Genomic DNA, 24819 nt, shown 5'->3' with positions numbered 1-24819 from the left:
CGGAGCAGAATATGGCTCGCATAGTGATTCAGCCCTCTGGCAAAGTCGTTGAGTGTCAGGGTAGTGATACGGTTTTGATGGCACTCGAGAAGGCAGGGTATGCGCTGCCGAATAATTGCCGGGCAGGTGCTTGCGGCGAGTGCAAGGTTAAGGTGCTCTCTGGCCAATACGATCAAGGGATTGTCCTTGATATGGCTTTGTCCGCTGAGGAACGGCGTGCAGGTTGCGGTCTGATGTGTATGGCCAAACCTATCTCCGATGAGATGGTGATTGAATGGGGAACTGCCGATGCGCGCCCTAAACTCTTTCCTCCACGGGAGGGGGTCTTGTTTGTTGTTGTTGACCGACGGGAATTAGCTACTCGTGTGGTTGAATTGACTCTACGCCCGGTTGGCAAGCCAATTCGTTATTGGCCGGGGCAGTATGTGACGCTGGGTGATGAGCGTGAGGGAATTTCACAACGCGCTTATTCTATTTCAAACGCACCGCGCCCGGACGGCGAGATAGTATTGCAGATAGCGCGTGTCGAAGAGGGTGTCACCAGCCGCTGGGTACACGAGATTGTAAAAATCGGTGATAGCATCAAGGTAAATGGCGCGTATGGTACCTTTATCGGAGACCCATCTGTCGAGACGCCGGTGCTCTGCCTGGCGGCGGGAACAGGACTTGCGCCCATACTGGATCTGGCGGAGGCGGCCTTACGCAGAGGCTACAAAAAACCCGTGAATCTGATATTTTCGGCCAAAACAGTCGAGGATGTTTACGGCCAGGGGATTATGGCCTGGTGGCGAGCAAAACATCGCAAATTTGACTACAAGATCACCTTGACGCAGGAGGAGCGTGAAGGCTATTTTCATGGTCGCATCGATACGTTACTGCCTGAGATGTATCCCGATCTGTCCAAACACAGTCTGTTTATTGCAGGTAGCCCGGAGTTCGTGGATGCATGCGTCGTTGCCGCCAAGGCGCTTGGCGCACAGGATGAAATGATCCATAAAGAAGGCTTTTTCAAACAACAACAGGCGGTCAGGGCGAGCGGAAATCGATCTTAAACCCAGAGGGAGCTCGACAGTCAGCTCTGGCTCTTAGCGGAAGACGGGTACTGTTGTTTTTACTCCGGCAGATTAGTTAAGTGATCAGATACGTCATTTAACATAATATACATTATACGCAGTACGAGATTATAGGAAGGAATTGTTTATTCGAGAGTCGGCAGTGCAAGATCACTGCATTGAAGCATCTTGTTCCCACTGGCACACTTTTCAGGAGTACCTCATAACTATGCGTTATTTCGTCGCCGTCTCAATACTCCTGCTCGCAGGATGCGCATCTACGGGTAAAGTGCCCCGGACTATCTTGAGCTGCTGGTCGATTCAGACAAACAACATCTGGACGTGAGGTCTCAATCGCTTATCGGGTTCTACGATCTGGGAGTGAATCGGCGCAGGGTCGAGTTACTCAGGAGCCGTCTTATAGAACGCGGCATTGCCATCAACTGATGCCGATAACGTGAAGCCAGACCGAATCCGGGGAAAGGCGTCAAAGGTTGCGAGTAAACCGCCCTGCAGAGCCCATCATACAATGTCCAATATTTAGGAGTATTGGACAAAAATGGCGCTTCCCTATATCCTTTAAAAAAACTAACTGTACGACCACACAAAGTATTTAATTTTTCAACGCAAAGTACCCCCCTCTGCCAGCCTAGTTGTCCAGTTGTTGCCCGGTGCAGTATCAACTGCCTTATACCTTCCGTGCCCTCGATGGTTCCGATCAGATACACGTTCGGATCTCGGAAAATCGAACCAAAGGGATAAGCGATAATTTCCTCAGGCTCAGGCCAGCTACGCGCCTGATATGTCAGTTTACATTGGTATTCACGCAAAAGAGCTTTGGGCACGGCATCTAGAACATCCGCATCTAGGGCTGGGCGACCCGCTTAACCCTCAGTTAATAACGCGAGATTCAGATCCCCGGCTTCTGGTGGGAAATGAAAGTCGGGATGATACGGCCGTCGTCGATATTGGCAACGGAATGAGCATTATCGGCACAACGGACTTTTCATGCCTGTTGTGTAAGCGCCAATAAACCAGCACCTACATTCCAGCCCTGAGATTGCCCACACTGATTTCCTCCTCAACACCAGGCAGAATCAGCATGACACACATTATGGAAACACTTCCATAATCGAAAGGCCTGGCTGTTCGCCAATACCACACAAGGCGCTAAAGCCAGCGCTACCTGTTACTCGCTGATCGAAACCGCTCTATGCAAATGACCTGGAGCCCTCTGCTTATATCCACTATGTGCTGGAACGCATCGCCGAAGCGGATACGCTGGAAAAGCTCGCAGCGTTGCTACCCTGGAATGCCGAGCTGCCAGCTTTAAAAAACTGGCTCAATGCGGCTTAGGCAAGTGGGTTGATTTAACGCCGCAAGGCGATATCGAGGGCAGGATCTCGCCCGCATCCTCGCGCATGATGCCGTATCGGACGGCCGCACCGGCTGCCGCGAAGCGGTGCAACATGACTTTGGGGGCTTCGGTTTCGTCGCAGGCGAACCAGCCATCGGGTCCGACTGTGCGGTCGAGTAAAGCCTCGGCCGCCTGTTTCGTCGCGCCAGATACCTTGAGGATCAGGTGATGCTCATAGGCGTTGCGGAAGCGCAGCATCCGCTTTGGCAACGCCTCGGGCAACATCTGCGAGAAGCGCTTCATGATCCGGTCGAGCAGATTACTCGGCAGCAGGCGGAACTTTTGCAAGCGCGTGTCCAGCGCCCCCTTCATTCCAAACAGCATGGGCATTCGCTGGGTGCCGAGCCAGTGGATCATCAGCAGCGTGTCCTTGCCGTAGCGGTGCGCGATGTCGAGGCAGTCGCGATGCAGGTACTCGCCCGAGATCGGCAGCTCGTCCAGTTCGGTCAGCAGGCCCCGCCGCAGCACCGTCAGCTGTGCGGTGTCATTGGTGCCGACATAGTAGACTGCGCCTCGTCCTCGGTCTTGAACGTGTCGAGGCGCAGTGCGAAGACGGCTGCCGCCCCAACGGATCGAGCTTCTTTTCCAGCTCGAAAAGGGAGCCTCCCGGCAGGCTGACGACCTGTTCGCCGTCGCCGAGCAGGTGGATGGTCTTGAGCCGCAGTGTCGAGATGACCACGACGGGGCGGTTGTAGCTGCCCTTGAGTGTCGAGCCCTCGGTCAGGGCGTGCGAGGTGGTTATTCTATTGGGAGAATGTCCGGAGGGTTCATTCAGCGAATGGTTATCGCATCAAGGGCTCGCACAAGCTCGATCATCGGCGCAGGATAGACACCCAGCAGTATGACCAACCCCGCTACAGCAAGCACAACCAGCCCCCCTGCCCGCGAGCCCCAGTCATCGGATGCATCGCGACGGTGCATTCCCGGTTCGGCCATAAACAACGTGATGGTGACCCTCAGGTAGTAGTAAAGCCCGATGGCACTGCCAAGTATGATGCCACCTACCAGCCACCAGCGTTGAGCCTCCACGCCCAGAGCGATGAGATAGAACTTGCCGATGAAGCCGACGGTTGCCGGAATGCCCGCCAATGACAGCATAGCCACGGTCAGTACGGCGGTCAGATAAGGGCGCCGCCAGAACAGGCCGCGATAGTGGTGCAGCGCTGCTGCATCTTCGCCGCTGATCGTGCTCGATATCAGGATGACCACGCCAAACGCCGCCAGAGTGCTCAACACGTAGGTGATCAGGTAGACACCTCCCGTTTCCGCCGCCAAGCCGTCTGCGACCACCAGCACGATCAGCAGGTAGCCGAAGTGCGCAATCGACGAATAGCCGAGAATGCGTTTGAGGTTAGACTGAGTCAGCGCCAGCAGGTTGCCGATCAGCATGCTGGCAAGTGCCAGCCCGGTAAACACCGCTCGCAGCCAGTCACCCTGGGCAACCGGCGTCGACAGCATCAGCCGCAGCAGCAGCGCGAATACCGCCACCTTGCTGGCAGTGGCCAGAAAGGTGGCCGCCGGCCCCGGCCCGCCCTCGTAGACGTCCGGGGTCCATAGATGAAAGGGCACTACCGAAAGCTTGAAGCCCAACCCAACGAGCATCAGGCCAACGCCCGCCAGGCCCCAGACACCGGTGTGCGAATCAAGGCTGGCCATCAAAACGTCGATCCGTAACTCACCGGTTTGTGCATAGAGCAGCGCCATACCGAACAGCAAAAATGCGCTGGCGGCGGCAGAAAGAATCAGGTATTTAATACCGGCTTCAAGGGAACGCGGCTCATGGTAAGCGTAGGCCAGCATTCCGTAGAGCGGCATTGATAACAGCTCCAGGCCGATGAACAGGCTGGCCAGGTGCCGACTCGCCACCAGTACCAGCCCTCCTGCTGCCGCGCACAGCAGCAGAACATAGAATTCTTCGCGGGCGCCGTGAAAAGACTCAAGATAACCATGAGCCAGAATCGCGCAAACCAGGGTCGACGCCAGTATCAAGATCCCGGCTAATAGCGCCAGACCATCAAAATCGAGCAGTGGCGTGTGTACCGGAATCACCCGCCAGGCAAACACCTGAGCGATCAAAGCCAGCGCCAGGCCCAGCACGCTGGCGGCAACCGTTACGGCGTGCTCGCGACGCCACGCGATGCCAAGCATCACCGCAATCGCCGTTGCGGCGACCAAAATTATTGGCAGATAGGCGATAAGAACAGCAACGGGCATCAGCGGGCCTCCGGCATTAGCGTAATGGCCGCACCCGGCCCGGCATCGACGCCCCGCTCAGGGGCGCCCGAGATCTCGAACACCCGCTGCACCTCGCCCATGGCGGCTTCGGTGGTATCGAGCAGCGGCTGGGGGTAGATGCCAAGCCATATCAGCAGCACGACAATGCTCAGCATCATGGCAAATTCGCGGGCATCAAGCCCCTTCAATGGCGTGTCGCTGCGAGGCGGGCCATAGTGCACGCGCTGCATCAGGATCAGCGAATAGATTGCGGCCAGCACCAGGCCAAAGCTTGCGATCACAACCACCCAGGGTGCCGTGGGAAAGGTACCGAACAGCACCATAAATTCGCCGACGAAATTGGCGGTGAGCGGTATACCTAGCGAAGCGGCAATAAAGAACAGCCAGAACCCAGGCAGGCTCCCCAGCCGCCCCCACAGACCGCCCATCTTATCCATTTCACGAGTATGCAGGCGCTCGTATAGCTGTCCGCTGAGAACAAAGAGCCCCGCTGCGGAAAAGGCGTGAGCCAGCATCAGTACTATCACACCCTGTAAAGCCAATAGAGAGCCGGAATAGATGCCAATCAGTACGAACCCCATGTGGGCGATACTGGTATAGGCGATGAAGCGCTTAACGTTCTGTTGCCCACAGGCCAGCACCGCACCGTAGTATATGCCGAGCAGGCCAAGCCCCATGGCGATGGGCGCGAATGCCTGGGATGCTTCTGGAAACAGCGGCAAGGCGAAGCGCATCATGCCGTAGGCGGCGGTCTTGAGAAGTATTCCCGCCAGATCCACGCTGCCGGCGGTAGGTGCCTGAGCATGGGCGTCCGGCAGCCAACCGTGCAGTGGCACCACGGGCAGCTTGACCGCAAAGGCGATAAAAAAGCCCAACATCAACCACATGGAAAGTGTGGGCGAAAGCTTGGTCTCCAGCAGCACCTGATAGCTGAAAGAATACTCACCTGTGTTGGCATGATGAGCGAACACCAGTCCCAGGATCGAGACCAGCATCAAAAGCCCACTGGCCTGGGTATAGATAAAGAACTTGATGGCCGCGCCGATGCGAGTTTTGCCCTTCGAGCCACTATGGCCCCACAGAGCAATCAAAAAGTACATCGGCACCAGCATCAGCTCCCAGAAGAAGAAGAACAGGAACAGATCGATAGCCAGAAACACCCCGACAACGCCGGTGAGAATCCACAGCAGGTTGAGATGGAAAAACCCGATCCGGCGCACAATCTCGTTCCACGAACACAACACCGCCAGCGCGCCGAGAAAGCTGGTCAAGGCGATCAGCACCAACGACAGACCATCCATGGCAAGGTGAAAATCAATGCCAAAACGTTCAATCCAGACCACCCGGAATTCCAGAGCCCACTGGGTAGTCGAGCCATCCAGCGCCGGCAGATGGAAATCGTACTGTGCCCATAACCAAAGCGAAATCAACAGCTCGACCAGCATGGTGACAAGCGCGATCCAGCGCGTCGGCTTATCACCTAATCGCTCTATCTGCCAGCACAGGAGTCCCCCGACGAATGGGATCACAATTAACCACACCAGTATCATAAGCGTTGCATCTCCTTATCCGGGTTTTGCGCAACCGCTAGTACACTAGCGCCAGGCTCAGTAAAATCAGCGTCGCCCCGACCACCATGGTGGCAGCATAGCCGCGTAATTTGCCTGTCTGGGTTCGGGAAAGCCCTAAATGTACAACTCGCAAAGCCTGGGCAATCAGCCGGAAGAAGGCATCAAACAGATCGCCTTTCAGCAGGCGCACCAGGCCGCGATAGGGCCTTACTAACAGCCAGTCGAAAATAATGTCGAAGCCCCATGCTAGATGCCACAAGGTCCAAAGCCCGGCACCGATTCCCTGGCGAGTGATGTGTGCAAGCCAGTCGCGTTTGAAGATAAACAGCCAAGATCCCAGGCCAAGACCAATCAACGCCGTGGCCGAAGCGACCAGCACAAGCGCGGTATGCCCCGCTTCCATGCCCTCAGCGGGGCCAGCCGGCAGCACCCCACTCAGGGGCGGCGTAATCCAGGCGCCCAACAGCGTTGAGAGCAGCGCCAGGATCACCAGTGGTAAGCCGTGGGCAAGGCCCCGCCCCGCTTTAGCCTGGCGGGCGCCATCACTTTTCATCTCACCATGGAAAATACCAATGATCAGCCGCACGGTGTACAACGAGGTCAGGAAAGCGCCAAACAGACCGGCAATCAGCAACCCTTGGCGGCCTGCCGCCAGCTCCTGCCAGAGAATCTCATCCTTGCTGTAGAACCCCGCAGTAACCAGTGGCAAGGCCACCAGGGCCGCACCGCCAACGATAAAGCCCATGTAAGCCAGCGGCAGCTTGCGCCACAACCCGCCCAGGCGTCTTATGTCCTGTTCGTGATGACAACTGATGATCACCGCGCCGGCAGACAGGAACAGCAGTGCCTTAAAGAAGGCATGGATCATCAAGTGAAACACCGCCGCGTTGAAGGCGCCAACCCCCAGCGCCAGAAACATGTAGCCGATCTGACTCATGGTGGAATAGGCCAGCACCCGTTTGATGTCGGTCTGGGCCAAGGCAGCGAAACCAGCCATCAGCAGCGTCAGGGCGCCAATCAGGCCAGTCAGATAGAGCGCAGTGGGCGCCAACTCAAACACCCCGTGCATGCGCGCGATCAAATAAACCCCGGCGGTGACCATGGTCGCGGCGTGAATTAAAGCCGACACCGGCGTGGGGCCTGCCATGGCGTCGGCAAGCCAGGTGTGCAGCGGTAGTTGGGCAGACTTGCCCACTGCTCCGCCCAGCAGTAGCAATGCCACCAACTCTACGGTTGGATCCCCCGCGCGCCACATCTGCGGTGCGAGAGAAAGGATCTCGGCAATGTTTAGGGTGCCGAGTTTAGCAAACAGCAAAAACATACCGATGGCCAGGAACACATCGCCGATGCGGGTAATGATGAAGGCTTTGAACCCTGCCCAGCCGTTGGCGTTATTCTGGTAGTAGTAGCCGATCAGCAGGTAGCTGCACATGCCGACCCCTTCCCAGCCCAGAAACAGCAGCAGCAGATTATCACCCAGTACCAGCAGCACCATGCTGAACACGAACAGGTTCATATAGGTATAAAAGCGCGTAACACCGTCATCGCCGCGCATGTACCAGGCAGCAAACAGATGAATCAGAAAGCCTACGCCGGTAATAATGCCGAGCATGGTCAGCGACAACCCGTCCAGGGCAAGACCCATGGTGGGCTGAAACTCCCCCACGACAATCCAGGTCCACAAGGTAACAATTTGAGGATGGCTGGCATTAGCCGCGTCGTTGACAAAACCCAGTACCAACAGTGCAGTGACCAGCGCAGCCAGTCCCACGCTGCCGGTTCCCACAATGGTACTGACACGGTAGCTAAATGTGCCCCGGGAAAAGGCCAGAATCAACGTTCCTGCAAGAGGCAGCAGAAACGTCAGCGGCAGCAGCAGCGTGGTCGAGGGCAGTAATGTCATTATTTCCATTATCCGCGCATCCTGCTGACCGCATCGATATCCAGGGACTTGAAGCGCTGGTGCAGCTGAATCAGCAGCGCCAGACCGACGCTGGCTTCTGCAGCCGCGAGCGTGATCACCAGCAGAAACATGACTTGGCCTTCCGGCTGCTGCCAGGCCGCGCCGGCGACGATAAAGGCAAGCCCCGCAGCGTTAAGCATGATCTCAAGGCTCATGAGTATAAAGATCATATTGCGCCTGAACATCAGGCCCGCCAGCCCCAGCGCGAACAGGATGGCCGCCAACACCAGACCATGTTCCATGGGTACGCCGCTCATGGAGCCTCCTTGCCAATTTTTGAATCCGACCTTGGCTGGCGTAAACGTCCGACATGAGAGGCCGTGACCAGCGCTGCCAGCAGCAGCAAAGCGCTGAGTTCCACTACCAGCAGCCAAGGGCCGAACAAAATCGTGCCCACCTGTTTGGCACTCAGCACATCGCCTTGAATCAGCATGCCCGCATCACCGCGCCACAGTATGTCGATCAATGTCAGCAGCAATACGGCCGCGAGCAGCGATGGCCCCAGCCACGTGCGCGGTTGCAGCCAAATGCGCTCCTGAGCGACCGCCGCCTCGCCCAGGTTAAGCATCATCACCACAAAGACGAACAGCACCATGATCGCTCCGGCGTAGACGATAATCTCAAGCGCTCCGGCGAAGGGCGCACCCAGGGCAAAGAACACCATGGCCACCGCCAGCAATGACACCACCAGATACAGCACCCCATGCACCGGGTTGGTATTGCTGATAACCCCCACAGTCGCCAGCACCGCGACCAAACCGCTCAGGTAAAATGCGTATTCCATGTTTCTCTCTCCCTTCCTCTCCTCCTTTCCACTACTCTCCAGCGAGGCGACGCTGGCGAGGCGGCTTCAGGGAAGCAGCGTGGTGACCTTGATCGGCTCGTATTCCGCCACGCCCTTACCCTTGTCTTTGCCGGCGATGGCCATGCCCGCTACCTTGTAGAAATTATAGTTGTGGTCCTTGCCAGGGCCGCTAATCAACAGATCTTCCTTTTCATATACCAGCTCTTGGCGGTTGTATTCACCCATCTCGAAGTCTGGCGTTAGCTGGATCGCCGAGGTCGGGCAGGCTTCTTCACACATGCCGCAAAAAATGCAGCGTGAAAAGTTAATGCGAAAGAATTCGGGGTACCAGCGCCCATCTTCCCTTTCGCCCTTCTCCAACGAGATACAAGCCACTGGACAGGCTACGGCGCACAGATTGCAAGCCACGCAGCGCTCCTCACCGTCCGGATCCCGGGTCAGCACAATGCGCCCGCGGTAGCGCGGCGACAGATAGACCTCTTCTTCGGGATAGCTGACGGTTTCGCGCTTGCGAAAGCCGTGCATGAAAACCATGCCCAGGGTGCGCAATTGCGACCAGGTACCTTTTAAAAGTCCCTTGTACATGGCAGTTGCTCCTCGTTCATCATCCATTCGAATGCTCCTAGCCTGGCGCAACAAGCAGTATCACCGCGCCGGTTACCAGAAGGTTGATCAGCGTCAGCGGCAGACAGACAATCCAGCCAAAGGTCATCACCCGGTCGTAACGCGGGCGGGGCAGCGCAGCTCGCACCAGAATGAACAGCATCAAAAAGACACTGGTCTTGAGTACAAACCAGACAATGGGTGACAGCAACGGCCCGTGCCAACCACCGAAGAACAGCGTCACCACGAGCGCCGAAATTAACAGCATGCCGACATATTCGCCGATAAAGAACATGCCGAATTTCATAGAGGAGTATTCAACGTGATAGCCGTCTGCCAACTCCTGCTCCGCTTCGGGCTGATCGAAGGGGTGACGGTGCACTACCGCGAAGCCGGCGATAAGAAAGTTACAGAAGCCCAGAAACTGGGGAATGATGTACCACATTTCCTGCTGCGCATTGACGATCTCGCGCAAGTTAAAGGTGCCGGCCATGGCAACAACGCCCATCAGTGACAGGCCCATGAAGACCTCATAGGAGATGGTCTGAGCCGAAGAGCGCATGGCGCCGATCAACGCATACTTGTTGGCGCTGGCCCAGCCTCCCAGCAGTACGGAATAGACATTGATGCCGCCCATGGCCAGGAAGAACAGCAGACCGATATTCCAGTCCGCCACGCCCCAGCCCGGCGTGATGGGGATAATCATGAACGACAGCAGCAGCGATGCCATAGCAATCGCCGGGGCCAGCACGAAGAGTGTCCGGTCGGCGAAGGGCGGTATCCAGTCTTCCTTGAAAAAGATCTTGATCATATCGGCGACCACTTGCAGGGAGCCGAAGGGGCCGACCCGGTTGGGGCCGTAACGGTCTTGCCACCAGCCCAGCAGGCGACGCTCTACCACCGTGAGGATTGCCCCCACCAGCACCGCTACCAGCAGAATGACCACTGCCTGGATCATGGCCACGGCGATATCCATCACCGTCGGGGTCAACCATTCGGGTCGCCAGTCGCCAAGGGTTATCCAGCTCATTCGCGCGCCTCCTTATAGTCGGGGCCCGAAGCCTCAAGCCTGGCCCAATCGCCGCTGCTGAATTCGCTGGATATTCCTGCCGGCAAGCTGACAATACCGCTGGGTAAACGCTGATCGCAGCGTAATGGCAGGGTAAGACACGCGGTCTCTGTTTCCAGTGTCAGCGATGCGCCCTGCTCAAACCCCCGCCGTGCCGCATCTGCGCTGGATAAACCAATGGTCGGCAGTTCCGCACGTTCTTCAATGGGCGCGGAGCGGGAGGACATTTCCTCGCCGCCAAACAGTCGCGGCAACACCAGCAGCTGCCAACGGTCCTGTTGCGGTTCGAAGGCCGCGGGGATATCGCTGGCATAGCGATACGCACCGGGCCGTGGTGCAACCAGGCGCACTCCGGGATCGCCGCCACGCAGATGTCCGCCCACTTCGTCGGTAAACTTGTTCCACGCCTGGTGCGAGTTCCAGCCTGGCGCCCAGGCGAACGGCACTTCCTTACGAGGCCGATCGAAACCGCTGTAACCTTCCATGGAAAAGGTGAAGGGCGTATCCGGGTCTTGGGGCGTGCGCGGTTCGCTTACCGCAATGTCGGCTCGCAGAGACGTTCGCCCACTGGAGCGATGCGGGGACCGGGCCAACTTCACGCCTTTCACTCGATAATCCGCGCTCAGAGAGCTCGCAACAATGTCTGCCAGTGCCGGATAATCCTGGGCACAGGCCTCAGTGGCCTGGTCCAGAGTAATGGTGCTGTCCTCGCCGCGAATGAGGCCAATACGCAGGGCGTGTAGCCAGCGCCAGCTTTCGTGAATGCGGGACTCCGGCCGCATATAGCTCGTATCGAAGACCTGGTAGAACCGCTGGGCCCGGCCTTCCAGATTGACCAGCGTGCCGTCCGCCTCGGTGAAACTGGCGGCGGCCAAGCCAAGCCTGGCGCGCTGCCAGGTGCGGGTGCGCTGGTGATCAAGCACGACCAACGCGGTTGCCGTATCTAATGCGGCCTCAACCCGCGCTTCCGGCAGCCGGACGTACAGGTCGTTTTCCAATACCACGAGGGCATCTGCCCGGCCTTCGACGATTTCATCCAGGGCCCACTCCAGTGGACGACCGCCCAGCATGGTAAGGCCTGTACTGTTGGCTTCCATACGAATGAGCATAAGGCCGGCGCGTTTGGTGCGCCGCGACAGCGCCCGGGCAATGCTGCCCGCCGCATCGAGTACCTGGGTGGACTCCAATGAGCCACCGCTGATTACCAGTGGTCTCTCCGCCGCTATCAACTGTTTGGCCACCGTCTGCGCCGCCGCTGCCAGAGCCGCATCGAGCCCCGGCACCGCAGGTGCGTTACCGTCGATAATATGGGCAATGGCGAAACCCAAGCGGGCGATGTCCGCAGGCGCTAACTGCCAGCTACCGGCACTGATCTCGTCGAGTTCGGTGGCGCTGGGGTAGGCGATGAACAGTGGGTGTCGGTTGTCCTGGGCGAGGATCTTGACCGCTTCGGCGTTCCAGATTGGGATGCCACGTTCTTCCGCCAAAGCATCGCGCCGGGCCAGCACTGCCTGGCGCAATGACAATGCCAGACGTGCCGCGCTGTGCATCAGGTCCTCGCCAAGCACCAACACTGCGTCGTGGGCCTCCACCTCCCGCACTGTGGGAATCGGCAAGCCGCAAGAGCTCTCCAGTTCCGCCATGCGCTCAAGACAAGCCTGCTCAGCGGCGGCGACACCACTAGAGAAGTTGTCCCGGCCGACTAACTTGATCAGCTGATGATTGCTTTCCAGGCTGGCCCGTGGCGAACCTATGCCAATCACCCGTTTGGCGTTGCGCAGCAGATCAGCGCCGCGATGGAGAGCCGGGTCCACTTCCAGGATGACTATCTCTTCGGCGCGCTCGCCATGATCATCACTCCTGCGCTCACTACGCCCCTCTCTCCTCCACTCTGGCTGGCGCGGCCGGTCGGTGCGATTGACGTAGCCGTAGCCGAAACGTCCACGATCGCACAGGAAATAACGATTGAGATCACCGTGATAGCGGTTCTCGATGCGGCGAATCTCGCCGTAGCGTTCTCCCGGGCTGATATTGCAGCCCACCGCGCACTGATGGCAGACGCTGGGCGCGAATTGCATATCCCACTTGCGAACGTAGCGGTCCGAGTGGGTCTGGTCAGTGAACACGCCGGTGGGGCAGACTTCGGTCAGGTTGCCGGCAAACGGACTCTCCAGAACGCCTTCCTGATGGCGCCCGAAATACAAGTTGTTGTTCGAGCCGAAGACGCCGAGATCTGTGCCGCCGGCGTAGTCGTTGTAGAAGCGCACGCAGCGATAGCAGTTGATACAGCGATTCATCTCATGGGCAACAAACGGCCCCAGGTACTGGTTGCGGTGGGTGCGCTTGCGAAAACTGTAGCTGCGCCGGCTGTGGCCGGTCATCACCGTCACGTCTTGCAGATGACAGTGGCCGCCTTCTTCGCAGACCGGACAATCGTGAGGGTGATAGGTCATCAACCACTCCACCACCTCCGACCGGAATGTCTTGGCTTCCTCGTCGGCGATGGAGATCCAGCTATTGTCTGTAGAAGGCGTCATGCACGACATCACCAGTTTGCCCTGGGTGTCGTCCTTGTCCTTGTACTGCTTGACCGCGCACTGACGACAGGCACCAATGCTGTCCATGGCCGGGTGCCAGCAGAAATACGGAATGTCCAGCCCCAAAGACAGGCAGGCGTGCAGCAGATTATCCGCGCCGTCTACTTCGTAGGCTTTGCCGTCCACGTGAATCGTCGCCATCAGCTCACCCCTTCCAGCGATGTACTAGCGATGCCAGCCTCAAATTCTGCCCGGAAGAGTTTGAGGGCCGATTCCAGCGGCATCATTGCCCCCGGCGCATGGGCGCAGAAAGTACGCGGAGAATTCAGCCCTAAGGTGTGCTGCTCGAGGATCTCGATATACTCTGGCTTGCCTTCACCTCTCTCCAGGGCCTGCAGTATTTTTACTGTCCAGGGCAGGCCATCGCGACAGGGAGTGCACCAGCCGCAGGACTCCCGGGCAAAGAATTGTTCGAGGTTGCGGAGCAGCGAAACAATACTCTGGCGCTCACTGACCACGGCTATCACGCTGGTGCCCAGACGGCTGCCGTATTGGCCGATCGTATCGAAGTCCATGGGCAAATCGAGATGTTCCGGCAACAGAAAACCGGTGCTACCGCCACCGGGCAGCCAGGCTTTGAGGGTGTGGCCCTGGCGCATGCCACCGGCGCGTTCGAGAATCTCCCGGCCGCTGGTGCCAATGGGCAGCTCCCAGAGCCCCGGGCGTTCAACTAACCCGGAGACGCCATACAGCTTGGTGCCACCATCCCCACTGAGCCCGCCGGATAGTCCTTGATACCAGTCTGCACCGTGCTGCATAACGCTAGGCACATTGCACAGAGTCTCCACGTTGTTAACCACCGTGGGTTTGCCCCAGGCGCCAGATTGGCCGGGAAACGGCGGCTTGGCCCGGGGGTTAGCGCGCTTGCCTTCCAGGGAATTGATCAGTGCGGTTTCTTCACCGCAGATGTAGCGCCCGGCACCTGTGTGTAAGGCGATATCGAAATCGAAGCCGCTGCCGGCGATGTCGCTTCCCAGCAGGCCGGCCTGCCGTGCCTCTTCGATGGCCAGGGCCACGGAGCGCGCCGCCTCCACGTATTCGCCGCGCAGGAAAATATAGCCATAACAAGAGCGGTTGGCATAGCCCGCGATGATCATGCTTTCAATCAGCAGGTGCGGCAGCTGTTCCAGCAGCAGGCGATCTTTGAAGGTACCCGGCTCCATCTCGTCGGCATTACAGATCAGGTAGCCACGGGGCAGATGATCTCCTACCTGTGTCAGGCCCCACTTGACCCCGGCGGAGAAACCACCGCCGCCCCGGCCACGCACATTGGCCTGTTTCATGGTGTCGATTATGTCAGCAGGTGTGCGCTGTGTCAGGGTTTGTCTTGCGCTCTGATAACCCTCCTTCGCACAATATTCCTCGAACCCGACCCGGGCGCCGTCCTCGCGTAGTCGCCAGGTCAACGGGTGTGTCTCAGCGTGGCGCTCCTCGGCACTCTGGCGCAGCTGGCAGTGATAGCGCAGCCGTGAATCTTTCGGTATCACCGTCATGGATAGGCCTCCAGAAGTTCATCCAGGTCGTCTGCTTCGATGGGGCCGAAAGTGTCATCGTCAATCATCATCGCAGGGCCGCGATCGCAGGCTCCCAGGCAGCACACCGGCAGCAGAGTAAAGCGGCCATCCCCGGTCGTCTGGCCGAAGCCTATGCCGAGACGCTCACTCAAAACCTCGCTCAACGCTTCATAGCCGGTGAGGAAGCATGAGCTGCTATCGCACAGCAGGATCACATGACGCCCCACGGGCTGGCGAAAGATCAGGCTGTAGAAGGTAGCAACGCCCTCCACTGCTCCGGCACCGATGCCGAGGGTTTCGGCGATGGCGACAATGGCTCCATCTGGCACCCAGCCGTGGCGCTTTTGCACGATCTTCAGTGCTTCGATGCAGGCTGCCTGAGGCTGCTCGTAATGGTCGCGTTCGGTGAGCATGGCTCGGCGGTCGTCCTCGTGCAGCTCAAAGCCATCGGTTGCGATGAGGTCTGTGGCTGTGCTCAAAGGTATAAATGTTTGCGGCATGATCAGCGGTCCACGTCGGCCATAACGAAATCGATACTGCCCAGATGCGCGATCAAATCCGGCACAAAGCCGCCGCGCATCAGCACAGGAATCTGCTGCAGATGCGGAAAGCTTGGCGTGCGAATTCGCGTGCGGTAGCTCATGGTGCCGCCGTCACTGGTCAGGTAATAACTGTTGATGCCCTTGGTGGCTTCAATCATCTGCAGCGATTCGTTGCCGGGCAGAACCGGCCCCCAGGACACCTGCAGAAAATGCGTAATCAGGGTTTCAATATGCTCAAGCATGCGCTCCCGAGGTGGTGGCGTGGTCAGCGGATGATCTGCTTTGTAATCGCCTGCGGGCATGTGATTGATGCACTGTTGAATGATCTTCACACTTTCACGCATCTCGTCGATGCGCAGCTGGCCACGGTCAAAGACGTCGCCGTTGTGTGCCAGCGGTATCTCGAAGTCGAAATTCTCATAGCCCGAATAGGGTCGCTTCTTGCGCAGGTCGAAGTCGCAACCGGTGGCCCGCAAGTTGGGACCGGTAACGCCCCAGGCCAAGGCATTGGCAGTATCGAAGGCGGCGATGTGTTTGGTGCGATCCCATACCAGGGAGTTTTTCATCATCGCACGCTCGTATTCGTTGAGCCGGGCAGGCATCCAGTCAACGAAGCCCTGCATGAGCCTGTCCCAACCTTTCGGCAGATCCTGCATTACGCCACCGATGCGATACCAGGCCGGGTGCATACGAAACCCGGTGATCGCCTCAATCACGTCGTAGCCCTTCTGGCGGTCGGTAAAGGTATAGAAAACCGGCGACATAGCGCCAAGATCCTGCAAATAAGTGCCCAGAAATAGCAGGTGGCTGGTAATACGAAAAAGCTCTGCCATCATCACCCGAATGGTCTCGATGCGGCCATTCACTTGTATGCCGGCAAGCTTCTCCACCGCAAGCACGTAGGGCAGATTGTTCATTACGCCGCCCACGTAATCGATACGGTCGGTGTAGGGAATGAAGCTGTGCCAGGACTGGCGCTCGGCCATTTTCTCTGCACCACGATGGTGGTAGCCGATATCCGGCACGCAGTCGATGATCTCCTCGCCGTCGAGCTGCAATACAAGGCGAAATGCGCCATGGGCGGACGGATGATTCGGCCCCAGGTTAAGAAACATGAAATCAGTTTCATCGTTTTTACGTTTCATGCCCCAGTCTTCAGGCTTGAACTTCAGGGCTTGCTGTTCTCGTTCCTGGCTCGCCACGGTTAGGGTATAAGGATCAAATTCGGTCGCTCTGGCATGGTGATCCTTACGTAGTGGATGGCCCTGCCAGGTAGACGGCATCAAAATGCGGGAAAGGTTGGGGTGTCCGTCAAAGTGAACACCGAACATGTCCCAGACTTCGCGCTCGTACCAGTTGGCGTTGGGGTAGACCGGGATCACTGTAGGCAAAGACAGATCCTGCTCGAGGAGCGCCACCTTAAGCATGATGTCGCGATTGCCCGATACGGACAGCAGCTGATAGAACACAGTGAAATCGGCTTCGGGCAAGCCATGGCGATGACTGCGCAGGCGCTCGTCAACCGCTGACAAATCAAACAGCATCTCGAATGGTTCGGGTAGCTTGCGCAGCGTTGCCAGCACCTCAACCAGTGCGTCCCGGCTCACCCACAACACCGGCATGCCCGTCAAAGTGGGCTGTTCATGGAGCACCTGGTCACCAAAGCGCTCTCGCAGCATTGCCACGAGGGAGCTGGCCCGATGGTCGGGAGCGGCTGCCGCGCTGGTGTTGGGGTTAACAACACTCATTTTAACAGTGTCCCTCTCGCTCTAAGGTGCGTGAGAATATCTGGAAATTCTTGGGTTAAACGCTGTCCGGTGTTCGCAGCTCTGTCACCTGAATACGCCGATCGCGATGCTTCTCTCGCTGGGACGGCATTTCTGCGCGGTACACGCCCTGGTCGCCAACTACCCAGGATAGCGGCCGACGTTCCTCTTGAATCGAGTCTTGCAGCAGCTGCAAGCCCTGCAAAAAAGCTTCCGGGCGCGGCGGGCAGCCGGCCACGTAAACATCCACAGGCAAAAACTTGTCAACCCCCTGCACTACCGAATAAATATCGTACATGCCACCAGAATTGGCGCAGGAGCCCATGGAAATCACCCACTTGGGTTCGAGCATCTGGTCGTAGAGTTGCTGGATAATCGGCGCCATTTTCACAAAACAGGTGCCGGCAATAACCATGAAATCCGCCTGGCGTGGAGAAGCACGAATGACCTCGGCACCGAAACGAGCGATATCGTGGGGCGAGGTAAACGCCGTGGTCATTTCCACATAACAGCAAGACAGGCCGAAGTTATAGGGCCACAGGGAGTTTTTGCGCCCCCAGTTCACCGTCGAATTGAGGGCATCTTTAAGCTTGCCGGTGTACACGCTGCGGTGCACCTGGTCCCTCATCGGGTCTTCGACGTGTTGTTGTTTACCTAAGGGGTAGCGATCGTTTTCTGCTGCCACTGCATCTTCGGCCCGAGTAAGGGTGTATGCCATGGTGTGCCTCCCAGATGAAAACCAATAAGTGATTACTTTCCTCGATGTAGCCGTTCGCGACCTACGGGAGCCCAATCCAACGCACCAGAACGGTAGTCATACACCAGCCCTGCGAGAAGTATGCCGATAAATATTGCGGCACCCCAGAAGCCGCCCCAACCCACCTCGCGCACCGACACGGCCCAGGAAAACAGGAACATGGCTTCGATATCAAAGATTACGAAGAGCATTGCGACCAGATAGAACTGGATGGAAAAACGCTGGCGTGCGCTACCCGTGCCGATGATGCCGCTTTCGAAAGGCAACCCTTTGCTGGGCCCCTGACTGCGCCCGCCGAGCAGCGCAGACACGCCGATCATGAAAGCGCACAGGCCTATGACTGCCAGAACAAAAAGCCCGGTGGCCCAGTACTCGGCAATCAACACTGTCCCGCCCTGTTGCATAGTTATCCTGCTAATGGCTTCTGTGATTTGCCGTCCAAGGAACCCACCGAGATTGGCAACAAACTCGCTTATGTTGCCAATCATTAGTCAGTCCTAAACTAGGAGGCGCTTATGGTCTTGTCAAGGGCGCCTGTCGATTAAGCCCATCTCAAAGGTCATGCGCGCCAGTGGCCGCCCTTCCGATCATCTGCTACGTTTAATTAAAATCGGGAGCCCCCCCGACCTTACAACCCACATGCTGTGGAGAGTTTCTCATGTCATCCAACAGTTTCAATACCCGCGATACACTCAAAGTCGACGATGCGACCTACACCATCTATCCTATCGCCTCGATCGTATCGACGGCGCGCAGCGGCTGCCCTACAGCTTGAAGGTGTTACTGGAAAACCTGCTGCGCAACGAGGATGGTGAGCGAATCACCCCCGAGCAGATTCAGACTCTGGCCGAGTGGCAGCCGAAAAATGTGCGCACACAGGAAATACAGTACACGCCGATGGTCAACGGCCTGGGCGTGCTTGGCTGGGGCGTGGGCGGCATTGAGGCTGAAGCTGCTATGCTCGGCCAGCCGATCAGCATGCTCATGCCTCAGGTACTCGGCTTCAAGCTCACCGGGGAACTGAAGCCGGGCACTACCGCCACCGACCTGGTACTTACGGTGGCTGAGTTGCTGCGCAAAACCGGCGTAGTTGGGAAGTTTGTCGAGTTTTATGGCCCTGGCCTGGCCAGTGTGCCACTGGCCAATCGCGCTACCATCGGCAACATGAGCCCCGAGTACGGTTCGACCTGCGCCATCTTTCCCATCGACGACGAGACCCTTTCCTATCTGCGCCTGACCGGGCGGCCCGAGCATCAAATCCGCCTGGTCGAGGCCTATGCCAAAGAACAGGGCTTGTGGCACGACCCGGAGCACGAGGCCGAATATTCCCAAATCCTGGAGTTCGATCTTGGCAGCGTCGAGCCGTCGCTGGCCGGGCCCAAGCGCCCGCAGGACCGAGTGCCACTGCGCATTGCGCCGAATACGGTCTGCGCGCTGCTTGCCGGTCAATCCCAGGCTGACGCGCTGCGGGTCGGTCTTGACGCAGCCTCTGATGCCTCCTTTCCGGCGAGCGACCCGATCTCGATCATACATAGTGATCCCAGCGATGCGCCGCGAGCGCTTCCCGACGATGGCTGCGGCGCCGAATGGTCACCCAACCCTATCCCGATAACCCTGGCTGATGGCAGCCAGGGTGAAATCGACCACGGTTCGGTGGTGATCGCCGCGATCACCTCATGCACCAACACCTCCAACCCGTTGGTCATGCTCGGCGCCGCATTGCTGGCCAAAAATGCGTGGAGAAAGGACTGGTCAGCAAACCCTGGGTCAAAACCTCGCTGGCGCCCGGCTCCCGGGTGGTCACCGATTACATCGAGCGCGCCGGCTTGACGCCGTATCTCGAAAAGCTCGGTTTCCATCTGGTGGGCTACGGTTGTACCACCTGCATCGGCAACTCCGGACCGCTGATCCCCGAAGTCGGCGCCGCGGTCAACGACAACGATTTGACAGTGTGCTCAGTGCTGTCCGGCAATCGCAACTTCGAGGGCCGGATTCATCCCCAGACGCAGATGAACTTTCTGGCCTCGCCACCGCTTGTGGTGGCCTATGCTCTGGCCGGCAGCCTGCACGTTAACCTGCTGCACGATCCTTTAGGTGAAGACTCTGACGGCAAGCCGGTCTATCTGCACGATATATGGCCCTCGTCACAGACCATCGAGGACACGATCGCTGCGAATCTGCACGCCGGGATGTTCACCGATGGCTATTCCGATCTCTACGCTGGGGACGAACGCTGGCAGGGCATGGATATTGCCGAGGGTGATACTTTCCAGTGGCAGCCTGATTCGACCTACGTGCGCAAGCCGCCGTTCTTCGACGGTATGGAGCGCGATCCTGCTCCCTTGATCGATATCATCGGCGCCCACCTGGCTCCCGACACCGAGGGTGGCTTCACCCGCGATTTCACCCGGGCCGATGCGCCGGTCACCACCATCTACGAGGCCGCCGAGAGCTATGCTGCGGCCAAGACGCCGCTGGTGATCCTGGCCGGCAAGGAATACGGTTCGGGTTCTTCCCGTGATTGGGCGGCCAAAGGCACGGCCCTACTAGGTGTGCGCGCGGTGATTGCCGAGTCCTACGAGCGCATCCACCGCTCTAATCTGATCGGCATGGGCGTGCTGCCGCTGCAGTTCCTCGATGGCCAGAATGCAGAGACCCTCGGGCTGACCGGCGAAGAAACCTTCGCGATCAAAGGCCTGGCGAGTGCCGAGACCCCGGCTCATGAGCTGCGTGTCTCAGCCACCGACTCACAGGGCCAGACCCGGACATTTGATGCCATCGTGCGCATCGACACCCCGGCTGAGGCCGATTACTACCGGCACGGCGGTATCCTGCCTTATGTACTTCGACAGTTGCTGGAGCCGGGAGAGGCCAGTCGATAGCTCAATCGCTGGCATGGTGAAACATCACAGTGGGCCCTTTGATGGGGCGAGGAGATAAACATGCTGATCAAGTCGCCCGATGAACTACCACGCAAGACGCTATTCAAGCGCTTTCCCATACCCCATAACGCACAGGTTCCGCCTGAGTTTCGCATTCAGCCGGGTAAGGTTGCCAGCGTCAGTGTGACAGGCCGCCAGATTCCGAGCGCGAGGCGATAATTGCTGATGTGAAGCAAGTCGCCAAAAGTAGCAAATACAGCTACTTCTACATTGGGTTACACAAGCCCGAACGATTACGAGTCAGCCGTTATTGAATTGAGAAAAGCAGCTTAACTGGGTTGTCACAAAACGCTTGACCACTCCACTGCTGGAGGGAGACCGCAAAGGTCAACAAAGCATCCGCACAAACAAGCAGTGGCGTATGTGTTTCCGATGGACAGAGGATGGCCCTGAAGATGTTGAAATTACTGGTTATCACTGAGGAGAATGCAAAATGACGCGTAATGGTATGCGCCCCATTCATTCGGGAGATTCTTCGGGAGGAGTATTTAAACCCGCTGGAAATGAGCGTTAATGCGCTTTCCAAGGCGCTACATGTTCCGGCAACCCGGATGAATGAATTGTCCGGGAAAACCGGGGAATCACCGCGGATACGGCGCTCCGGCTTGCTCGCTACTTCGGCACCAGTGATCGCTTTTATCGTCACGATCCTGAAACGCAGAATAAACAAAGCGCCAATCCGAGCTACCCGGAAGGACGGGAATTCCTACTGCGCTCAGGCTTCCATCTTCTCGATGTGGCCATGAGACAGAGCGCTGTGACGTAACGCGAGGCGTTGGCGTGGATCTTAGTGCCGTCCAGACTGGTAGTGCCCAGCTTGAGCAGCTTCATACCAAGCGCTACGCGGAGAGCCTGAACAAACAGATCGGTCAACTCGTCGAGAAATCGCACCAAATGGCCTCGGGGCAACCAATCGCCAACGGACCGCGGGAAGTAGATAAGATGTCTGGCCGTCAATCGAACAAAATTTCACTTATCGCACCGGTGGCTAAGACCCCAATCAACTGCTACGTTCAATTGACATCGGAAGTTTTGTCGGTCGGCGTATCGCCTCGTGCCAAACACGAGCCTGTCGTGAGTCTTCCCTCCGGACCTACAACTCGCGAGCTGCGTGTCGCAGACACCGACCCGCAGGCCAGACTCGAACGCTTGACGCTTGATTGTTATGCAAAGGATGACTGTGTAATGCAAATCGGAATTATCGGACTGGGCCGCATGGGCGGTAATATGGCGCAACGCCTGATGGCGGCCGGCCATGATGTGGTCGTGCATGATGGTGATGCCGAGGCGCTGGGCAGACTCGCGGCGCTTGGTGCCGAACCTGCACGGACGCCTGATGAACTGGTCGGGCATTTGACCGTGCCACGGGTGATTTGGTTGATGGTTCCCGCCACCGCGGTGGCGAATGTCATTGACACCCTGAGCCCCTTGCTCGACACCGACGATATCCTGGTCGACGGCGGCAACTCCCATCATCGTGATACGCGTTATCGAGCAAAGAGCCTGGCCGAAAAGGGTGTTGCCTTTGTCGATGTCGGTGTGTCCGGTGGCATATGGGGATTGGAGCAGGGGTACTGCCTGATGATCGGTGGCGCTGACGCGCCGGTGGCTCGTCTGGCTCCGCTCTTCCGCACTCTGGCGCCCGGCAGGGGAAGCACCATGGCACCCGTACCTCTGGGAAATGACAGCGACACCGCGGCAGAAGGCTATCTGCACTGCGGCCCCGCAGGGGCCGGTCATTACGTGAAGATGGCACACAACGCCATCGAATACGTGCTCATGGCCGCCTATGCCGAAGGTTTCGAACTGCTTCGCAATGCCGGCCACGATCGGCAAAGCCCCGATGAGCTTCCCGCCTCCTGCGACAGTCAGGAAGCCGTCGATTACGACTTCGATGTCGCGGAAATCGCCCAGCTTTGGCGGCAAGGATCGGTGATCCGTTCCTGGCTTCTCGATCTGACCGGTGAGGCATTAGCCGTCGATCCCGCCCTGATCGCTCATGATGGCCGAGTAGCAGATTCGGGAGAAGGACGCTGGGCGCTGCAGACAGCCATCGCGACGGAGACGGCTGCACCGCTACTGGCCCAGGCATTGTTCCAGCGCTTTACCAGTCGGGATCAGGCGCGCTATGGCAACCGCCTGTTATCGGCCATGCGTGACGGGTTCGGAGGGCATGGGCCGAGTAGTCGCAGATAACGCATCATGGACATGCTGCAAAGTGCCGCCACTAGGGCTACTGAGCCGCGCTGGTGAACGCAACTGGCGAGCCCAGTGGGACAATGTACTGATAAATTTCATGATTGTTCACCTCATGGTGAAACTGCCGGGCAGGCTTGTGGCCCACCCGAACGTTTGTGAACTCAGAATGCGCTGATGCGCGCCTCGTAGCCGACTTCACGCACCGCCGAAAGCAGCTGTTCAGCCTTGATTTGTTCGGCATCGTGCTCGACCTCGATGCGTCCGGTCGCGAAATGGACCTTGGCATTAGTCACACCCCCGAGCCGGCCCAGCGCTTTCTCGATCTTGGTAATGCAGGAAGGACAGTTCAGCTCATCACTACGCAGTAGGGTCTTCATCTCTCATCTCCTGTCTGTGTTTGGGTCACGACTAGAATGAGTGATGTGCGTGGTGTGTTACATGAGCCGCAACAAGTAGCTCCATTGATTTGTCATAAAATGCGGAAAATGCACAGACAGGCTAGATTTCGTCCGCCAGACGGGCCAGGTTCGTGCGATTGCGATTGCGATTGCGTATCCACTGTCGGCCGGTTTCGATGTCACCGCTTCGCCGTAACCCGGAAATGACGCGACTCACGGTCTCTGAGGTCGTAGCTACCATGGCGGCAAGATCCTGCTGCGACAGCGGCGACTGGATCAGAATGCCACCGTCGTCGGCTTCACCCAACCGGTCGGCTAGACGCACCAACACACGTGCGATCCGTGCCTCCACCGGCAAGGTACTGATCGCGCGGATCGTCGCTTGAGCCGCCTCAAGATCACGGGCAACGGCATCAAGGACGTTCAATGCCACCTCGGAATAGGTGCGCAACAGATATCGAAAGTCGGTGATCGTGATCACCAACACGCAACAAGTTGTCTGCGCGAATGCGTTCTGCGGGTAGCAGCGCTGGCCGAGCATGGTCAGGCCACCGAATAAATCGCTCGGCCCCAAAAGGCCGAGCAGCACCTCCTCCCCAGAGGCGCTGTACTGAAGCAGCTTGACTGTGCCGTGGGCGTGCGAACGAAAAAGCTTTCGGGAAACCACTAAAAGAAAATGCAGGTGACCGAGGTATGACACACGATTTGAAAAGCCTGTCACCCGCATACTTTGGCATGGTGATGGCTACTGGCATCATCTCGCTAACCGCTCACATGTTGGGTTTTGAGCTGATAGCCATCAGCCTGTTCACTGTAAACATAGGCTTCTACGGGATTTTGTGGGCTGCTACGTTTGCCAGGTTTCTGAGGTATCGCCGAGAATTCCTGCTCGATGTTATAGACTACCTTCGTGGTCCCGGGTTTTTTATCCTGCCTGCCAGATCCAGTGTTCTTGGCAGCTAGTTCATTATGTTGACGGATTACACTCTGGCCGACCGAATTCTCTGGGTGTTTGCCATACTGCTTTGGCTGACGCTGACCTACACCATATTTACCGCGTTCACGGTCAAAGAGGAAAAGCCATCACTAGATAAGGGCATTACGGGCGGGTGGCTACTGGCAGTGGTGGCAACCCAGTCAATTGCAGTACTCAGTGCGTTGATAGCGGTGGATATGCCGCAACCTTACAAACTGGGCATTAACTTTTTGGCGCTATCCATGTGGCTCTGGGGCGGCATGCTGTACATTTGGATGATGTCGTTAATTTTCTATCGCTATACGTTTTTCAAGTTTTCCCTTAGGGTCTGTTGACAATTTATCGTAAGTCTTTGAAAGGTAATAGAAAGCTCGTATAATAAAGTTCCACAACAACAATCATACAAGCCCACA

The 24819-nt window shown here is 57.7% G+C and carries 22 protein-coding genes and 4 pseudogenes; 8 read left to right on the top strand and 18 right to left on the bottom strand.

The genetic code is table 11. From position 1 onward, the window contains the following. The first annotated feature begins 11 nt into the window (after positions 1 to 11). The 3 genes and pseudogenes from ATI45_RS04220 to ATI45_RS22380 form a co-directional block, all read left to right on the top strand. Positions 12 to 1052, top strand: a complete 1041-nt coding sequence (locus tag ATI45_RS04220; RefSeq protein WP_098421648.1) for a 2Fe-2S iron-sulfur cluster-binding protein — start codon at positions 12 to 14, stop codon at positions 1050 to 1052. 342 nt (positions 1053 to 1394) lie between these two features. Continuing rightward, the gene (locus ATI45_RS04215) at positions 1395 to 1499 is read left to right on the top strand and encodes a DUF1499 domain-containing protein (protein ID WP_267283851.1); all 105 of its coding nucleotides are present in this window, start codon (positions 1395 to 1397) and stop codon (positions 1497 to 1499) included. Positions 1500 to 2185: 686 nt separating this feature from the next. Continuing rightward, positions 2186 to 2413: pseudogene (locus ATI45_RS22380) on the top strand (transposase domain-containing protein); the annotation flags it as partial. Here the strand turns inward: ATI45_RS22380 and ATI45_RS22375 are convergent. From ATI45_RS22375 to ndhC, 14 genes are all read right to left on the bottom strand, one after another. Next, positions 2395 to 3042, bottom strand: a complete 648-nt coding sequence (locus ATI45_RS22375) for a hypothetical protein (RefSeq protein ID WP_228736047.1) — start codon at positions 3040 to 3042, stop codon at positions 2395 to 2397. The pseudogene ATI45_RS22380 and the gene ATI45_RS22375 overlap by 19 nt on opposite strands. 198 nt (positions 3043 to 3240) lie before the next feature. Next, a complete protein-coding gene (nuoN, locus tag ATI45_RS04190; protein WP_098418401.1) occupies positions 3241 to 4683 on the bottom strand; it encodes an NADH-quinone oxidoreductase subunit NuoN in 1443 nt (480 codons plus the stop codon). Next, positions 4683 to 6254, bottom strand: coding sequence for an NADH-quinone oxidoreductase subunit M (gene nuoM / locus ATI45_RS04185; RefSeq protein ID WP_098418400.1), 1572 nt, complete (start codon positions 6252 to 6254; stop codon positions 4683 to 4685). The genes nuoN and nuoM overlap by 1 nt, the downstream gene beginning before the upstream one ends. A gap of 37 nt (positions 6255 to 6291) precedes the next feature. Further along, positions 6292 to 8187, bottom strand: a complete 1896-nt coding sequence (gene nuoL / locus ATI45_RS04180) for an NADH-quinone oxidoreductase subunit L (RefSeq protein ID WP_098418399.1) — start codon at positions 8185 to 8187, stop codon at positions 6292 to 6294. Next, on the bottom strand, positions 8187 to 8495 hold the full coding sequence (nuoK, locus tag ATI45_RS04175) for an NADH-quinone oxidoreductase subunit NuoK (RefSeq protein WP_098418398.1): 309 nt from the start codon (positions 8493 to 8495) through the stop codon (positions 8187 to 8189). Before nuoK ends, nuoL begins: the two co-directional genes overlap by 1 nt. Beyond that, a complete protein-coding gene (gene nuoJ, locus ATI45_RS04170; protein WP_098418397.1) occupies positions 8492 to 9022 on the bottom strand; it encodes an NADH-quinone oxidoreductase subunit J in 531 nt (176 codons plus the stop codon). Before nuoJ ends, nuoK begins: the two co-directional genes overlap by 4 nt. A 66-nt stretch (positions 9023 to 9088) precedes the next feature. Next, complete coding sequence (gene nuoI, locus ATI45_RS04165; RefSeq protein WP_098418396.1) at positions 9089 to 9628, bottom strand: NADH-quinone oxidoreductase subunit NuoI; 540 nt, start codon at positions 9626 to 9628, stop codon at positions 9089 to 9091. A gap of 37 nt (positions 9629 to 9665) precedes the next feature. Further along, positions 9666 to 10676 carry an NADH-quinone oxidoreductase subunit NuoH gene (gene nuoH / locus ATI45_RS04160; protein WP_098418395.1) on the bottom strand — a complete coding sequence of 337 codons (1011 nt, stop codon included), beginning with the start codon at positions 10674 to 10676 and terminating at the stop codon, positions 9666 to 9668. Further along, the gene (gene nuoG, locus ATI45_RS04155; protein WP_098418394.1) at positions 10673 to 13453 is read right to left on the bottom strand and encodes an NADH-quinone oxidoreductase subunit NuoG; all 2781 of its coding nucleotides are present in this window, start codon (positions 13451 to 13453) and stop codon (positions 10673 to 10675) included. Before nuoG ends, nuoH begins: the two co-directional genes overlap by 4 nt. Continuing rightward, a complete protein-coding gene (locus ATI45_RS04150; RefSeq protein WP_098418393.1) occupies positions 13453 to 14805 on the bottom strand; it encodes an NADH-ubiquinone oxidoreductase-F iron-sulfur binding region domain-containing protein in 1353 nt (450 codons plus the stop codon). Before ATI45_RS04150 ends, nuoG begins: the two co-directional genes overlap by 1 nt. Continuing rightward, complete coding sequence (gene nuoE / locus ATI45_RS04145) at positions 14802 to 15326, bottom strand: NADH-quinone oxidoreductase subunit NuoE (protein ID WP_098418392.1); 525 nt, start codon at positions 15324 to 15326, stop codon at positions 14802 to 14804. The genes ATI45_RS04150 and nuoE overlap by 4 nt, the downstream gene beginning before the upstream one ends. Positions 15327 to 15328: 2 nt before the next feature. Next, positions 15329 to 17116 (bottom strand): NADH-quinone oxidoreductase subunit C/D, encoded by a 1788-nt coding sequence (gene nuoC / locus ATI45_RS04140; protein WP_098418391.1) that lies wholly within the window; start codon positions 17114 to 17116, stop codon positions 15329 to 15331. Between the two features lie 55 nt (positions 17117 to 17171). Next, complete coding sequence (locus tag ATI45_RS04135; protein ID WP_098418390.1) at positions 17172 to 17852, bottom strand: NADH-quinone oxidoreductase subunit B; 681 nt, start codon at positions 17850 to 17852, stop codon at positions 17172 to 17174. Positions 17853 to 17884: 32 nt separating this feature from the next. Next, complete coding sequence (gene ndhC, locus ATI45_RS04130) at positions 17885 to 18295, bottom strand: NADH-quinone oxidoreductase subunit A (protein WP_098421647.1); 411 nt, start codon at positions 18293 to 18295, stop codon at positions 17885 to 17887. Between the two features lie 157 nt (positions 18296 to 18452). On the opposite strand from ndhC, the pseudogene ATI45_RS23265 reads away from it, so the two are divergent. The 3 genes and pseudogenes from ATI45_RS23265 to ATI45_RS22160 all read left to right on the top strand — a co-directional run. Further along, positions 18453 to 19891: pseudogene (locus tag ATI45_RS23265) on the top strand (aconitase family protein); the annotation flags it as partial. A gap of 9 nt (positions 19892 to 19900) precedes the next feature. Further along, on the top strand, positions 19901 to 20773 hold the full coding sequence (locus ATI45_RS23260) for a hypothetical protein (protein ID WP_416376675.1): 873 nt from the start codon (positions 19901 to 19903) through the stop codon (positions 20771 to 20773). Positions 20774 to 20833: 60 nt separating this feature from the next. Then, a complete protein-coding gene (locus ATI45_RS22160) occupies positions 20834 to 20992 on the top strand; it encodes a hypothetical protein (protein ID WP_179888207.1) in 159 nt (52 codons plus the stop codon). An 88-nt stretch (positions 20993 to 21080) separates the two neighbouring features. Here ATI45_RS22160 and ATI45_RS23255 read toward each other — a convergent pair whose 3' ends face one another. Both ATI45_RS23255 and ATI45_RS22550 read right to left on the bottom strand, forming a co-directional pair. Then, positions 21081 to 21503, bottom strand: coding sequence for a hypothetical protein (locus ATI45_RS23255; RefSeq protein WP_218925894.1), 423 nt, complete (start codon positions 21501 to 21503; stop codon positions 21081 to 21083). Between the two features lie 48 nt (positions 21504 to 21551). Further along, a pseudogene (locus ATI45_RS22550) lies at positions 21552 to 21721 on the bottom strand (IS5/IS1182 family transposase); the annotation flags it as partial. Between the two features lie 297 nt (positions 21722 to 22018). Between ATI45_RS22550 and gnd the strand changes: the two are divergent. Next, on the top strand, positions 22019 to 23029 hold the full coding sequence (gnd, locus tag ATI45_RS04105) for a phosphogluconate dehydrogenase (NAD(+)-dependent, decarboxylating) (RefSeq protein ID WP_098421646.1): 1011 nt from the start codon (positions 22019 to 22021) through the stop codon (positions 23027 to 23029). 164 nt (positions 23030 to 23193) lie between these two features. On the opposite strand, the gene ATI45_RS04100 is transcribed toward gnd, so the two are convergent. Both ATI45_RS04100 and ATI45_RS04095 read right to left on the bottom strand, forming a co-directional pair. Further along, positions 23194 to 23409 carry a heavy-metal-associated domain-containing protein gene (locus ATI45_RS04100; protein ID WP_007349978.1) on the bottom strand — a complete coding sequence of 72 codons (216 nt, stop codon included), beginning with the start codon at positions 23407 to 23409 and terminating at the stop codon, positions 23194 to 23196. 121 nt (positions 23410 to 23530) lie between these two features. Beyond that, the gene (locus tag ATI45_RS04095; protein ID WP_098418389.1) at positions 23531 to 24157 is read right to left on the bottom strand and encodes a Crp/Fnr family transcriptional regulator; all 627 of its coding nucleotides are present in this window, start codon (positions 24155 to 24157) and stop codon (positions 23531 to 23533) included. Between ATI45_RS04095 and ATI45_RS22545 the strand changes: the two are divergent. Then, a pseudogene (locus ATI45_RS22545) lies at positions 24124 to 24741 on the top strand (tellurite resistance/C4-dicarboxylate transporter family protein). The gene ATI45_RS04095 and the pseudogene ATI45_RS22545 sit on opposite strands and share 34 nt — an antisense overlap. Positions 24742 to 24819 lie beyond the last annotated feature (78 nt).

This window comes from Marinobacter sp. LV10MA510-1, from assembly GCF_002563885.1.
Classification (GTDB): domain Bacteria; phylum Pseudomonadota; class Gammaproteobacteria; order Pseudomonadales; family Oleiphilaceae; genus Marinobacter.
This window is presented reverse-complemented; position numbering and strand designations above follow the sequence as displayed.

Bases quoted from the DNA above. Each gene is read 5' to 3' on its own strand.
- nuoG (WP_098418394.1), bottom strand. From the start codon at position 13,453: ATGGCGACGATTCACGTGGACGGCAAAGCCTACGAAGTAGACGGCGCG.
- gnd (WP_098421646.1), top strand. From the start codon at position 22,019: ATGCAAATCGGAATTATCGGACTGGGCCGCATGGGCGGTAATATGGCG.
- nuoH (WP_098418395.1), bottom strand. From the start codon at position 10,676: ATGAGCTGGATAACCCTTGGCGACTGGCGACCCGAATGGTTGACCCCG.
- nuoE (WP_098418392.1), bottom strand. From the start codon at position 15,326: ATGCCGCAAACATTTATACCTTTGAGCACAGCCACAGACCTCATCGCA.
- ATI45_RS04100 (WP_007349978.1), bottom strand. From the start codon at position 23,409: ATGAAGACCCTACTGCGTAGTGATGAGCTGAACTGTCCTTCCTGCATT.
- nuoJ (WP_098418397.1), bottom strand. From the start codon at position 9,022: ATGGAATACGCATTTTACCTGAGCGGTTTGGTCGCGGTGCTGGCGACT.
- ATI45_RS04095 (WP_098418389.1), bottom strand. From the start codon at position 24,157: ATGCGGGTGACAGGCTTTTCAAATCGTGTGTCATACCTCGGTCACCTG.
- nuoK (WP_098418398.1), bottom strand. From the start codon at position 8,495: ATGAGCGGCGTACCCATGGAACATGGTCTGGTGTTGGCGGCCATCCTG.
- ATI45_RS23260 (WP_416376675.1), top strand. From the start codon at position 19,901: ATGAACTTTCTGGCCTCGCCACCGCTTGTGGTGGCCTATGCTCTGGCC.
- ATI45_RS22160 (WP_179888207.1), top strand. From the start codon at position 20,834: ATGCTGATCAAGTCGCCCGATGAACTACCACGCAAGACGCTATTCAAG.
- nuoC (WP_098418391.1), bottom strand. From the start codon at position 17,116: ATGAGTGTTGTTAACCCCAACACCAGCGCGGCAGCCGCTCCCGACCAT.
- nuoI (WP_098418396.1), bottom strand. From the start codon at position 9,628: ATGTACAAGGGACTTTTAAAAGGTACCTGGTCGCAATTGCGCACCCTG.
- nuoN (WP_098418401.1), bottom strand. From the start codon at position 4,683: ATGCCCGTTGCTGTTCTTATCGCCTATCTGCCAATAATTTTGGTCGCC.
- ATI45_RS04135 (WP_098418390.1), bottom strand. From the start codon at position 17,852: ATGGCATACACCCTTACTCGGGCCGAAGATGCAGTGGCAGCAGAAAAC.
- ATI45_RS04220 (WP_098421648.1), top strand. From the start codon at position 12: ATGGCTCGCATAGTGATTCAGCCCTCTGGCAAAGTCGTTGAGTGTCAG.
- ndhC (WP_098421647.1), bottom strand. From the start codon at position 18,295: ATGCAACAGGGCGGGACAGTGTTGATTGCCGAGTACTGGGCCACCGGG.
- nuoM (WP_098418400.1), bottom strand. From the start codon at position 6,254: ATGATACTGGTGTGGTTAATTGTGATCCCATTCGTCGGGGGACTCCTG.
- nuoL (WP_098418399.1), bottom strand. From the start codon at position 8,187: ATGGAAATAATGACATTACTGCCCTCGACCACGCTGCTGCTGCCGCTG.
- ATI45_RS04150 (WP_098418393.1), bottom strand. From the start codon at position 14,805: ATGACGGTGATACCGAAAGATTCACGGCTGCGCTATCACTGCCAGCTG.